This window comes from Georgenia sp. X1117 (assembly GCF_057784635.1).
In genome coordinates this window covers 2,390,366-2,402,888 of the sequence record NZ_CM173492.1, presented here as the reverse complement: position 1 = coordinate 2,402,888, position 12,523 = coordinate 2,390,366, and the positions used below count along the sequence as shown (strand labels likewise).

Genomic DNA, 12,523 nt, shown 5'->3' with positions numbered 1-12,523 from the left:
GACTCCGGCCCCGACGGCGCCGTCGCGGATGCCGCCGGCAGTGGCCGAGCGTCCTGGGCCGGCGCCGAGCCGGCCGTCATCGGTGCGCCCCCTCCCCCGCGACGACCTTCGCACGGGTGGGGACGGGGGTATCGAGGGCTGCCTCGAGCATCTCGGCGAGCTCAGGGACGCGGGCACCGCGCGCGGCGGCCTGGCGGCAACGTACGAGCGCCCGAGGCCAGTTGAGGGTGATCGAGCCGGTGAAGGCCCCCTCCTGCGTCCCGAACAGAACGGCCGCCCGCCCGTCCTCGGGACCGCCGACCAACCAGGACCTCGGCCCCTGCACGCCCACGATCTGGAGCTTCCAGTCGTACTGGTCGCTCCACACGTATCGGACCGGCGAGTAACCGTCGGTCACCGAGACGCCCGCGATCTGCCGGGCCACGAACGCAGCCTGGTCGACAGCGTTCGTCCAGTGCTCGAGCCGCACGTGCGTGTCGTCGGCGACCGAGTACCAGCGGGCGACGTCGCCGATGGCGTACACCCCCTCGGCATCGGCGACTCGGCAGAACTCGTCGGTGACGACGCCGTCCCGTAGCTGCACGCCAGACGCCTCGAGCCACCCGGTGGTCGGCACTGCGCCGAGCCCGACGACGACGACGGCTGCGGGCAGCCGCCTACCGTCGCTGAGCTCCACCGTGAAGTCGCCCTCCGTGCCCTTGACCGCCACGACGCCGACGCCGAGTTCCATGCGCACCCCCCGCTGCGCGTGGAGGTCGCGGAACCACCCCCCGACCCGCTGGTCGAGGCCGCGCTGCATCGGCAGCGGGAGCGGGTCGATCAGGGTGACGTCTGCGTCGGTCCGTCGCAGTGAGGCGGCGACCTCGGCGCCGATGAAGCCCGCACCGATGATGACGACCGGGCCTCCTCCGGCCGCATGCGACCGCAGGGCGTCGGCGTCGGCGCGCGTGCGGAGGACGTGGACACCCGGCGGCTGCCCCCAGGGCGAGGGCCGCGCCGTGCTCCCGGTGGCGATGACGAGTCGGTCGTAGTGCACGTCGGCGCCCGAGGCCAGGGAGACGGTGCGGCCGGCGACATCGAGGCCCGTCGCCGCCGAGCCGAGCACAAGGTCGATCTCGTGCGCGGCCGCGTCCAGCTCGCTCAGGAGGGTGATCGCCGCCCGGTCGGACGCGCCGAGCAGGTAGTCCTTCGACAGCGGGGGCTTGTCGTAGGGCGGCTCGGCCTCCTCACCGATGACGGTGATCCGGCCGTCGTACCCCTCGGAGCGCAGTGTCTGCGCGGTACGCACCCCGCCGACCGAGCTGCCGACGACGACGACACCGCTCACGGCGCCACCTCGGTGAGCGACAGAGCAGAGACCGGGCAGCTGCGGACCGCGTTCTCGACATAGGCCCTGCGCTCCACTGTGACGTTCTCCTCGAGCACCTCCACGACCCCGGCCTCGTCGTCGATGTCGAAGTACTCGGGAGCTGCGACCACGCAGTTGGCGTACGCCTCGCAGGCACTGAGGTTGGCGGTGATCCTGTACATGTTGCCTCTTCCTTGAGTGATCTCGTACCTGAGGTTCGTGCCTCGCGCCGGGGCTCAGAGATAAAGCGGTGGCACGGCCGCGTGCGTGGCCAACGAGCGCGAGAGGGACATGGCGGCCGTACGGAGTGCGGGGGCGACCCGGCGCTGGGCGAGCGTGCCGACGTTGCCCACCACCGAGAGCGCGGCGAGGATGTGCCCATCCGCGTCGAACACCGGTGCCGCGATGGACATCGTGCCGATGCGCAGCTCGTCGACGGAGGTGGCGAAGCCCTTCTCGGCGGCGTCACGGAAGCTCTCCCGGAGCACGGCCTCGTCGGTGATCGTGTGCTCGGTGAACATCTTTTTCTCCGAGCGCAGCACCCGCTCGATGATCTCCTCGCCGGCGTGGGCCACCATCACGCGTCCGCTCGCGGTGACGTAGGCCGGCAACCGGCTGCCTGGTCGCGTCATGAGCGCGCGCGAGCGCCGCCCAATGAGCTTGGCGATGAACACGACGTCGAGGTCGTCGAGCATGCACAGGTGCACGTTCTCGTCGGTCACGCTGAAGATGTCCTGCATGATCGGCGTCGCGAGCCGGTAGATGTTCTCCTGCGTGAAGGCGCCGACCCCGATCTCGAAGAGCCGCAGGCTTACCCGGTAGCCGCCGTCGGACCGCACGAGTGCGTTCCACTCGCACAGCTCGGACAGCAGGCGGTGCGCCGTCGACGTGGGCAGCCCCGTGCGGCGGCAGATGTCGGTGAGCGTGAGGTGGCGGCGGCTGTCGCGGAAGCACTCGAGGATGAGCATGAGCCGGCCGGTCACCGAGGTGGGGATCGGCGGCCTGCCCTGAGCGAGCCGGCTCGCTTCGTCGGCATGCTTCGTGTCGGAGAGTGTCACGGCGCCCCGTTCACGTCGTCGGGAGCTTGCCCGGGTTGAGCAGACCGAGCGGGTCGTGCCTGCCGGCGGCCTGGCGATAGAGGTCGACGTCGCGGTGGATCCCCCACGTGTGCGGGTCGTTGACCCGGACGTCGACATCGGCGAGCAACGCCTTGGACCGCGTGATGTCCTCCACGCCGTGGAAGGGGTGGAAGAGGATGCTGACGAACGCCGGTCTCCCGCGCAGGTGGAAGCCGTCGAGGTGGACGAACAGGCCGGGGATCTCCTCACGCAGGCGCTCCTTCGCCGCGACGAGACCGTCGCCGGAGGCCTGTAGGTGGCAGTAGTCCGGAACCGCCGCCAGGACGCGTTCGGTGACGTGGTTGAATCCCAGCGACACGAGCATGCCGTCCACGCCCTCCTCGACGGCGGTCACCCGGCCGCCGTGAGCCTCGACGCGCCGTGTCGCGTCCGGCACGGTGTCCGCCCCGATGAGGACCCGCATGTTGACGCCGTCCGGCGAGATGAGTTCGTTCGTCTCGGCGAGCACCCGGGCGACCTCGGGGCTGTCGATACTGAGCAGGCGCGGCTTGACGCGGCCCGTCATGATCTCCGCACCGGCCGCGGCGGCGGCCTCGAGGGTCTCGAACTCGGCGAAGATGCCGCGACGCTGCTGCGCCGGGACGAGACGGACGCGGGCCTCCGTGATGACGCCCGTGGTGCCGTAGGCGTGCAGGAACGGCCGGTTGTCGGGCGTGGGCGAGACGAACGCCGCCGGGTTCGCCACGCACGGCACGACCGTGACCTCCTGGGCGAAGCCGTCCCAGATCCACCCGTGCTCGATGGAGCCGGCGCCACCGGACCCGCCGCCGAGGAAGCCGCCGATCGTGCTGCCGACGGTGGAGGGCATGAGCGCGAGCTCTTGGCCCTCCCGGTGGGCGGCCCGCTCCAGTTGGAGGATCCGCGTGCCTGCCTTGGCTCGCAACCACCCGTCCCCGACCTCGATGACACCGCTCATCCTGCTGGTGTCGAGGACGATGCCGCGCTCGAACGGGACGGCCTGGCCGTAGTTGCCCGTGCCCATCCCTCGGGTGGTCACCGGCACGCCTCTCGCGTGGGCGATCGCGAGGATCTGCTCGACCGTCCGGGTGTCGCGGGGCCAGACGACGACGTCGGCCAGGGTCTCGGGCATCGCCTCCCGCAGGACGGGCGAGAGGTCGTACCGGTCGCGCGAGGAGCGCTCCCGCACGCCGGGCTCGACCGAGAGGTCACTTTCAGGCAGCACCCGGGCGAGCTCGGCCGCGAGTTCAGCCACGAGCTCGGGTCGGCTGTCGTCGATCATCGTCGGCGCGGGCCCCGTCGCCTGGGCGTCGTCGCGCATCGATTCATTCCTCATCCGAATCCGTCCCGTTCATGCTCGTTGCTGCCTCCAGCTCGCCGACGATCCTGTCCACGATCGACGCCACGAGCTGCTCGCCCTGCTCGGCCGACGCCAGGTGCGGCAGGCCGATCACTCCGTTGGACGACAGGTCCGTCGTCCGCCACCCCACCTGCGGCCCGCCCCCGGCCCCGAGCCGCGTCGCGAGCCCGGTGCGCGCCGACGCCATGGCGTCGGCGTCCGGCACCAGGTCCTCCCTGACCGCATGCGGCGCCAGGTGGAGCATCACGGACGTCTCCCAGCAGCCCGCGTGCATGTCGAGCTCGCCGTCCGCGGTGCCCGGCAGACCGGCGAGCGGGCGGACGACCGACACGCGCAGGTCGTGGCGCAGGCGTGCCTGCCGCGCGGCGACCTGCAGGAGCGGGGCGTTCCCGCCATGGCCGTTGAACAGGACCACGCTGCGTACGCCGCCGGCGGCGAGCGACCGGCACACGTCGTCGACCACCGCGAGGAACGTCTCGGGGCGCAGGCTGACCGTGCCCGGCAGCCCCACGTGCTCCTCGGAGCTCCCGTAGCGCAGGTGCGGGAGCCAGACAAGGTCGACGTCCTCGGCGAGACGGGCGACGACGCGGTCCTTGAGTCCGTCGAGGATGGCGGCGTCGGTGCCCGCAGGCAGGTGAGGGCCGTGCTGCTCGCATGCGGAGACGGGCATCACGCACATGGCGCGCGAGGCCAGTCGCTCGGCCTCGGGCCCGACTGCCAGGTCGGCGAGCTCGATGGATCCCACCGGTTCCCCTTTCGTCGATGGCCGGGGCATGACGCCGGAGCCGGCGTCATGCCCCGGCATGGTCAGTACGAGTTCGTGAAGACACGCAGTCCGAAGAGCCTGCGGACGACGAAGACGATCACGAGGACGGCGAGGATCTGCAACGTGGCGACGGCGGCGACCACCGGGCTGGCGCTCTCCGCCGCCTGTCCGTACAGCTCCACCGGCAGCGTGCTGATGAACGGGCCGACGAGCAGCAGGCTGACCGTGGCCTCGTCGAACGAGAGCAGGAACGCAAAGACGGCTCCCGCGGCGATCCCCGGGACGAGGAGCGGCATGACGATCCGGAAGAAGGAGACCACCGGGCTCGCGCCGAGCATCATGCCCGCCTCGAAGTAGCTGCGGTCGAGCTCCTCGAGGCTCATGAGTACGGCCCGGAAGGCGAACGGCATGGTGATGACGATGTGCGCGAGCAGGAAGCCGGTGAACGAGCCCAGCAGTCCCCACTCGCGGAAGACCAGCACCATGGCCACGCCCGTGGCGGTGAACGGGAAGATGAGCGGGAGGATGAGGAAGAAGCCGTACGCGCCGGACCCCTTCCATCGCCACCACGTGATGCTCAGTCCCGCGGCGAACGAGAGTGCGACGCTGGCCAGCGTCGTCGCGAGCGCGAGCTGGACGCTCGTGATCGCCGAGCTCACCCAACGGTCGTCCTCCAGGATCGCCCCGTACCACTCGAGGGAGAACCCCTTCGGCGGGAAGGACAGCACGCCGGAGGAGTTGACGGATGCCGCGACCACGATGACGAGCGGCGCGAGCATGAAGACGAAGATGAGGACGACGGCGATGCGCAGCAGGCGGGACTTGTACAGCACGGATCAGCGCCCCTTCCTGCGCGGGCCCCGCTGACCCCACCAGGTCATGAGCAGGGTCGGCGGGACGACGAGGATGACGAGGACGAACGCCAGGGCGGCGCCCCGCTGGAAGTTGTAGAGCTCGAGCAGCTGGGAGTACATCATCGTGGCGATGGTCTGGCTCCTGACTCCCCCGAGCATGAGGGGGGTGACCACGACGGCGTTGGACATGAGGAAGACGAGCACGCAGCCGGTGGCGACGCCGCGCCGGCTGAGCGGGAAGACCACCTTGGTGAACGTCCGCCACGGGCCCGCGCCGAGGAGCGTCGCCGCCTCCTCGAGCCGCACGTCGATGCCCACGAGGACCGTGAGCAGCGTGAAGATCATGAACGGCGAGAGCACGTGCACGAGTCCGACGAGGATGCCGAACTCGTTCTGCACGAGCAGGACGGGATCATCGACGATCCCGAAGAACATGAGCAGCTGGTTGATCGGGCCCCGGTCGCCGAGGATGATCTGCCAGCCGAAGCTGCGCACGACGATGCTCGAGAGCCACGGCACCACGACGAGCAGCAGCAGCTTGTCCCGCTTGGACTCGGGGCTGCGGGCGATGAAGTACGCGATCGGGTAGGAAATGAGCAGCGAGATGATGACCGTGAGGAACGACAGTCGCAGGGTGCGCCACAGCGCGTCCTGGAAGGCAGGACTCCGGAAAAGGTCGAGGTAGACGCCGAACCGCGATCCGTCGTCGGCGGGCTGCAGGCTGGTGGAGACCAGGCCGACGAACCCGATGACGAACACGATCGCCAGGAAGAGGAACGCGGGCAGGGCGAGGATGACCCAGCCCCGGTGCCGCAGGAGCTCCTCGAACCTCGTCGAGGTCCGCAGGTCGGGCTCGATGCGCGGCTGGACCACCCGTGGCTTTTCGGTCACGCCTGACGCCATCGTCTACTCCTCATCGTCTGATGTTCGCCGCACCGTCCCGTGGCAGAAAGGACGGTGCGGCGTGGCTCTGTCCCGCGAGCTGACGCTCGATCCGGGGTGTCTGCCCACCCCGGCGGCGTCGGGAACCTCAGGAGGACGAGGCGAGCAGGTCCTCGATCCGGCTGGTGTACTCGTCGCGGTGCTCGGCGAGATAGCCGTAGTCGGGGAAGACGAGGTTGTCGATGATGTCCTGGGGCGAGTCGAACCCGGAGCGCTCCTGGAGCTTGTCGATGAGGCCGGCGTCCTGCACGACCGGCACGTAGGCCGACGGCTCCTGGACCTCGACCTGCAGGTCCTCGCTGAGCACCGTGTCGAGGAAGGCCAGAGCAGCCTCCTCGTTGGCCGCGTCGGGGCTCATCACGAGATACAGCGGGCTGGCGTAGCCGCCCTCCTCGGGCAGCACCATCTCCACGGGGACGTCGGAGTCCAGGAGCTGGGAGTACTGCGAGAAGAAGAAGGGCGAGACGGTCGCGGCCTGGCTCTCCATCTGGGCGGCCGCGTTGGCGAGGTCCGTGACGACGCCGCGCACGTTCGGCAGCGTCTCCTCGAGGAGCTCCATGCCCAGGTCGAGGTCGGTGTCGGAGCCGCCGTTGGCCAGTGCGAACATCGGCAGGTCCGTCGTGGAGAAGAACGACGGGCCGTTCATCAGGTAGCGCCCCGCGAACTCCGGGTTCGCCAGGTCCGCCCATGACTGGATCGAGGAGGCCTCGTGGACCTCGGTGTTGATGACGATGCCGTAATAGGTCAGCGCCACCGGCACCGCGGTCCAGCCGCCGTCGCTCTCGTGGATCAGCTCGTCGAAGACCTGGTCCGAGCGTTCGAGGTCCGCCGGATCGACGACCGTGTAGAGGTCGTCGCCAGAGTCGGCAAGCTGGGCGACGTCGGACGCGGTGCCCAGGATGAGGTCGAACTGCACGTCGCCCTCCTGCGTGTGCAGGAGGCTGGAGGGGTTCGGCACGCCGGAGATGCTGAGGTCGACGTCCGGGTACGCCTCGCTGAACCCGGTGCCGAACGTGTCGTTCCAGGTCTCCGCGGTCGGTCCGCCGTAGACCGCCACCGCGAGCTGGCCAGAGATCTCTCCGTTGCCGTCACCGTCGCCCTCGGCCTCCGCGCCGCCCCCGCAGGCCGCGAGGACGAGGGCGGAGGCCGCCAACACCACGCCGTATGAAGTACCACGCTGTACTCGAGCGTTCATGTCCGTCTCCGAGTTCTCGATAGATGTGGAGCTGTTGTCAGTTGTCGCTGTCGACGACGGCGACGGTCTCGGCGCGCCACGAGATCCGGACGCTTTCTCCGGGGACGAGCCGCTTGCCGAACGAGTTCACGGGTACACGCGCGAGGATCCGCAGGCCTCCGGTGACCTCGACGGCGACCTTGACGTCGGACCCGTAGAAGAGGACGTCGACGACCTCGGCCTCGACGGCGACTTCCTTGTCCGCTGGCGGTTCGGAGGCCCGGACCACGCCGATGTGCTCCGGGCGCAGCGAGGCGACGAGGTCGTCGCCCGTGCGGACCGGCTCGGCGACGGGGAACCGGGTGAAGCCGGCGTCGAGGACCCAGTCGGCATCGTCGCGGACCACGCTGCACCGGAAGAGGTTCGTCTCCCCGATGAAGTCCGCCACGAAGGCGGTGGTCGGGTGGTTGTAGATCTCGAGCGGGCCACCGAACTGCTCGACGTGGCCCTTGCTGAAGACGGCGATGCGGTCGCTCATCACCAGGGCCTCCTCCTGGTCGTGGGTGACGTAGACGAACGTCGTGCCCATCTGACGCTGAAAGTTCTTCAGCTCGACCTGCATGGCCTTGCGGAGCTTCTCGTCGAGCGCCGAGAGCGGTTCGTCGAGGAGCAGCACCGCTGGCCGGTGAGCCAGCGCGCGGGCCAGTGCGACCCGCTGCCGCTGGCCGCCGGAGAGCTCGGAGACGGCACGCGTCTCGTGGTCCTCAAGCTGGACAAGGCTGAGGTACTCCGCCACCCGGGTCGGGATCTCCGACTTCGGAGTCTTCGCCATCCGCAAGGGGAACGCGATGTTCTCCTCGACGGTCAGGTGGGGGAACAGCGCCAGGTTCTGGAAGACGAGGGACACCGGACGGCGGTGTGGCGGGACGCGGGACATCTCCTTGTCGGCGAGGTAGACGCGCCCGGAATCGTGGGTCTCCAGGCCGGCGATGATGCGCAGCAGGGTGGTCTTCCCGCAGCCGCTCGGGCCGAGCAGGGTGACGAACTCTCCGCGCCGGATCGAGAGGTCGATCCCCTCGAGGGCCACGATGTCTCCGAAGGACTTGGTGACCTGATCGATCACGACGTCGCGCTCGGTGTCCTCGCTGGTGACGTCCGGCTCGGGCGGGGCCAGGAGCTTACTCATACTCGGGTCCCGTCCAGTCATCAGCGCCTTCCGGCGTCGGGTAGTGGTCGACGATCATCGGGCCGAAGTCCTCGTGCTTCATCCGAGTGAGGCTCTCGAGCTCAAGGACGTCGAGGGTGATGGAGTCGTTGGTCTCCAGGTCGGTGATGGTCACGCTGTACCGGTCGTTCTCGTCGCGAGCACGGATGGGGACTTCCTTGATCTCGAGCTCGACCATCGCGAACTCGCTCCTGAGCTGGTACCTGGCACCGGGCATCGACATGTGCAGCTCCCGGCCTAGAGGATGAACGTGAGGTTGTAGATGGGCTGCTCCCGGTCGAGGAGCCGGATGATCTTCTTCGTGATCTGGAAGCCGTGCTCGCCCCCGCGGCGCAGCTCGACCTCGTACCGCCCGTGGATAGCTCGCTGCTGCGCGAGCCCCACCTGGGACAGGTCTCCGGGGCGCATCTCCGCGACGATCATCGTGCCCTGGGCGGTGATCGTCCCGGAGTCCTCGTCCTCGGTCACGTGGGAGACGACGCCGAGGGTGTGCACCGTGCGAGAGGGCGGCATCTGCGCGTACGCCGAGGTGTCGAGCAGGCGGAAGACCCGCTCCTCCATCCGCTCGCGGTCGTCGTAGATGATGGCGATCCCGGCGTCCGGATCGTCGCTCCATCCCGTCACCCAGTAGAGAGTCTCGTCGCTGTAGAACGCCAGCCAGCGCCTGAACTCGCGGCTGTCGAGGCAGGCGGCCTCGGCGGCGAGGAACTCGGTGACGTCGAAAGTGGTCTGCATGGTCATGTCCGGGTCAGCTCCTGGTTCTTCGTCGCGCCGTCACCGGCGGCGGGCAAGGCCGTTCGAGATGAGCTGGTTCCAGCGCCGGTAGAGGGCGCGCTGGGGCTGCTCGTCGCTGGAGTGGCCGATGCGTTCGCCGCCGGGGCCGGTGACCTCCCGGTGCAGGCCGCGGGACAGGTCCACCCAATCCTTGCCTTGCGACTGCAGGCCGGTCTGGTTGTAGACGAAGACCTCGACGTCGTCGGCTGCGCCGAACCCGGCTGTGCCGAAGAAGCGCTCGTGCTCGCGCAGTCGTGCGGTGTTGATCTCGTCGGGCAGTCCGTCGAGGTTGACGAAGAAGTTCTCCGCGACGGTGTGGTTGTGGGCCGTCGGCCGCAGGATGCGCAGGTGCGACTCGAACAGGTACAGGTTCGGGAAGACGAAGATGTTGCGCATCATGTTGATGCGGGCGGCTCGCTCCTCACCGTGGATCTCGTTGAGCTTGTCCGCGTAGTCCTGCTGGTCGGAGGTGTCGAAGGCGCCGAGCATCGTGCCCGTCCGCTCGAGCAGCGCGTCGCCGGAGCTGAACCCCTTGGCGTAGTTGTCGATTCCGACGCGGTTGCGCGAGGTGCGGATCTCGTCGACGGTCGCGCCACCGGACCGCTCGATGATCTGCGCGTACGACTCGTGGACGAAGTTCCCGTGGTAGCCGTCGACGCCGTTCTCGGCCTGGAACTTCCAGTTCGCCGGGTAGTCGTACCGCTCGGGGCGCGTGACAACAGTGATGGTTCGGTCGGGCGCGCGGTCGATCCACATGTCGATGTAGTCCTTGACCTCGGCCAGTCGCTCCTCGAGCGGCTCGATCTCCTCGGCCATGCTGGCGAAGATCAGCCCGCGGTACTCCTCGACGTTCGGCAGAGCGGCGAGCGAGAGGTTGCTGCGATCGAATTCGGGACCGTACCCGGAGGCCTGCGAGAGGCCCACGAACTTTCCGGAATTGTCGTAGATCCAGTTGTGGTAGAAGCAGCGGAAGAAGTTCGAGTTTCCACGTTCCGCACGGCAGACGGCCGCGCCGCGGTGCGAACACCGATTGTGCAGGACGTGAATCTGTCCTTCCTGATCCCGGCTCACGATGAGCGGCTGCGTGCCGACTGAACGGACGACGTAGTCGCCCTTCTCCGGAATCTCCGAGGTGTGACCGACGTAGATCCACTGCCGGTGGAAGATATAGGTCAGCTCGTGGTTGAACACCATCGGATCGGTGTAGACGTCGCGGTGCACGCTGAAACGGTTCGGCTCGTCGAGGACGTATTTATGCGTCCCGGCCTCCTCGGCGATCTCCTGCTGCTGGGTCACTGGTTCGCTTCCTTCACGGATCAGGTGAGCACCGACGCAACGGCGCGGCGGTTCTCCACGGAGTCATCAATGACGGGCGACGCCACGCGGACCAGGTAGGAGCGACCTCCGTGTCACTCCTGCGTGTCGGCTGCGCTCGGCGTTACATCGATACTGCGCGCCCCTACCTGCACTGTCAACGCTTGTTCCCGATGACCGGGAAACATCACAAGGTCGTGCCGTAAATCGAAAGAACGGGGCTTAGAGAGAATCACCGATTGACGCCGTCTATGTCTGTCAAACCCCCACGTCACATCGGCACGAGCGGCAGGGAGCATCACCCGCTCGACCCCCATTTCTCGTGAGAGCAAGAGCGCGCTGTAGCGACAGACTTGCTGCTCTTCGGGAAGTTGCTCCCACGCTCCTGGTGCGGTCGACCGTGATCGAGCAAGCTGGCGCGTCGCACACCGGGGCGGAGAGAGCCAGCTCCGCCTCGCGTCATCAGGGCTTGCGGAGAGGGCACAGGCCCCCACGACCTGAATCCACGACCCGGGACTCCCGCCGACGGCACGCGGGCGGCCGCGCGTCCCTGTCCGCAGACCTTGGTTCCTCCCTGCACCACTGCACGAAGAAGTCGCTCGAGATCCTTCCCCACCGAGGACTCCGCCGTGGGCTCCGGCTCCGAGGGTGCTGCTCCTCACGACCGAGCGCCGTCGACACACGAGAAGCACGGCTCTGGTGCACCCGTTGTGAGAGTGCAAGCCGGTAGGAGTGCCCTACCCCTGGCGCTGCTGGAAGAGCACCGACGCCTGGAGCTGCACTCAGTCAAGTCGACAGCTTGTCCAAGCTTCCCACCCGCTACCCAGCCGTCAAGGCGTGCAGGACTCGGGGCGGTCAGCGCCCGAGCCGACCTGCCCCGAGCCCGTCAGACCTCGGACAGCCGGGCGGCGTACTCGGCCCGCAGCCGCTCCACGGCCGCCGGGTCGGGAGTATCCGCCGCGCCGGAGTCCAGCAGCGACGCCAGCTCATCCAGGCACGCGTGGCAGCCCGCGGCCGACCCGGCGTGCCCGAGCGGCCCAGGCTCGCCGGGCCACGTGGTGAACACCAGCCGGGTCCCGCCGCCCGTGGGCTCGAGCTCGAACCGCAGGACGTCCGCCTCGCCGTCCGGGTTGCCCCAGACGAGCTCGAAGAGCGTCAGCGGGTCGAAGGCGCGGATGAGGCCGGGGAGCACCTCGCCGGGATCCATGGCGGAGGTGTCGACACCGGCCTCGTCGCCCAGTCGTCCATGCTCGTCGTCCACGGCCTACTCCTTGGTCGTCTCGTCCAGGTGTCGCTCGAGCGCGTCGAGCCGGTCGGCCCAGATCTCGCGGAACGGCTGCAGCCACGAGTCGAGATCGCGCAGCCCCGCCGGGTCGAGCCGGTAGCGGCGCCAGGGGCCCTCGACGCGGACGCGGACCAGCTCCGCCTCCCCCAGCACGCGCAGGTGCTTGGACACGTTGGGCTGCGGGACCTCCAGGGCGGCGACGAGGTCGCCGGCCGACCGCTCACCGTCGCGCAGCAGCTCGAGGATGCGGCGTCGGGTCGGGTCCCCGATCGCCGTGAACACCTCGCGCTCGGCCATGCGCCCGATATTCCTCTGCACGCATATGCCCGTCAAGGCATATGTTCGCAGCCGCAACCGCACGCGCCAGCCCGGCGCATGATGCAG

Annotated in this window: 14 protein-coding genes; all 14 read right to left on the bottom strand. The window is 68.8% G+C overall.

Going from position 1 to position 12,523, the window contains the following annotated elements:
• Positions 1-76: 76 nt before the first annotated feature.
• The 14 genes from AC3D3D_RS11040 to AC3D3D_RS10975 all read right to left on the bottom strand — a co-directional run bounded on the left by AC3D3D_RS11040 (position 77) and on the right by AC3D3D_RS10975 (position 12,436).
• On the bottom strand, positions 77-1,327 hold the full coding sequence (locus AC3D3D_RS11040) for an NAD(P)/FAD-dependent oxidoreductase (RefSeq protein WP_463663039.1): 1,251 nt from the start codon (positions 1,325-1,327) through the stop codon (positions 77-79).
• A complete protein-coding gene (locus AC3D3D_RS11035; protein WP_463663038.1) occupies positions 1,324-1,530 on the bottom strand; it encodes a ferredoxin in 207 nt (68 codons plus the stop codon). The genes AC3D3D_RS11040 and AC3D3D_RS11035 overlap by 4 nt, the downstream gene beginning before the upstream one ends.
• A 54-nt stretch (positions 1,531-1,584) precedes the next feature.
• Positions 1,585-2,406, bottom strand: a complete 822-nt coding sequence (locus tag AC3D3D_RS11030) for an IclR family transcriptional regulator (RefSeq protein WP_463663037.1) — start codon at positions 2,404-2,406, stop codon at positions 1,585-1,587.
• A 10-nt stretch (positions 2,407-2,416) separates the two neighbouring features.
• The gene (locus AC3D3D_RS11025; RefSeq protein WP_463663036.1) at positions 2,417-3,781 is read right to left on the bottom strand and encodes an FAD-binding oxidoreductase; all 1,365 of its coding nucleotides are present in this window, start codon (positions 3,779-3,781) and stop codon (positions 2,417-2,419) included.
• On the bottom strand, positions 3,771-4,550 hold the full coding sequence (locus AC3D3D_RS11020; RefSeq protein WP_463663035.1) for a creatininase family protein: 780 nt from the start codon (positions 4,548-4,550) through the stop codon (positions 3,771-3,773). The genes AC3D3D_RS11025 and AC3D3D_RS11020 overlap by 11 nt, the downstream gene beginning before the upstream one ends.
• Positions 4,551-4,612: 62 nt before the next feature.
• Positions 4,613-5,404 carry an ABC transporter permease gene (locus AC3D3D_RS11015; RefSeq protein ID WP_463663034.1) on the bottom strand — a complete coding sequence of 264 codons (792 nt, stop codon included), beginning with the start codon at positions 5,402-5,404 and terminating at the stop codon, positions 4,613-4,615.
• Between the two features lie 3 nt (positions 5,405-5,407).
• Entirely contained in the window at positions 5,408-6,316 is a 909-nt protein-coding gene (locus AC3D3D_RS11010) for an ABC transporter permease (protein ID WP_463663033.1), read from the bottom strand.
• 139 nt (positions 6,317-6,455) lie between these two features.
• Positions 6,456-7,562 (bottom strand): ABC transporter substrate-binding protein, encoded by a 1,107-nt coding sequence (locus AC3D3D_RS11005; protein ID WP_463663032.1) that lies wholly within the window; start codon positions 7,560-7,562, stop codon positions 6,456-6,458.
• A gap of 37 nt (positions 7,563-7,599) precedes the next feature.
• Entirely contained in the window at positions 7,600-8,727 is a 1,128-nt protein-coding gene (locus AC3D3D_RS11000) for an ABC transporter ATP-binding protein (RefSeq protein ID WP_463663031.1), read from the bottom strand.
• The gene (locus tag AC3D3D_RS10995; protein WP_463647862.1) at positions 8,720-8,989 is read right to left on the bottom strand and encodes a hypothetical protein; all 270 of its coding nucleotides are present in this window, start codon (positions 8,987-8,989) and stop codon (positions 8,720-8,722) included. The genes AC3D3D_RS11000 and AC3D3D_RS10995 overlap by 8 nt, the downstream gene beginning before the upstream one ends.
• A 14-nt stretch (positions 8,990-9,003) precedes the next feature.
• Positions 9,004-9,507 (bottom strand): aromatic-ring-hydroxylating dioxygenase subunit beta, encoded by a 504-nt coding sequence (locus AC3D3D_RS10990; RefSeq protein ID WP_463663030.1) that lies wholly within the window; start codon positions 9,505-9,507, stop codon positions 9,004-9,006.
• 33 nt (positions 9,508-9,540) lie between these two features.
• A complete protein-coding gene (locus tag AC3D3D_RS10985) occupies positions 9,541-10,836 on the bottom strand; it encodes an aromatic ring-hydroxylating oxygenase subunit alpha (protein WP_463663029.1) in 1,296 nt (431 codons plus the stop codon).
• Between the two features lie 904 nt (positions 10,837-11,740).
• Positions 11,741-12,115: an SRPBCC domain-containing protein gene (locus AC3D3D_RS10980; protein ID WP_463663028.1), complete on the bottom strand. Its 375-nt coding sequence runs from the start codon at positions 12,113-12,115 to the stop codon at positions 11,741-11,743.
• Between the two features lie 3 nt (positions 12,116-12,118).
• Complete coding sequence (locus AC3D3D_RS10975) at positions 12,119-12,436, bottom strand: ArsR/SmtB family transcription factor (RefSeq protein WP_463663027.1); 318 nt, start codon at positions 12,434-12,436, stop codon at positions 12,119-12,121.
• Positions 12,437-12,523: the final 87 nt, after the last annotated feature.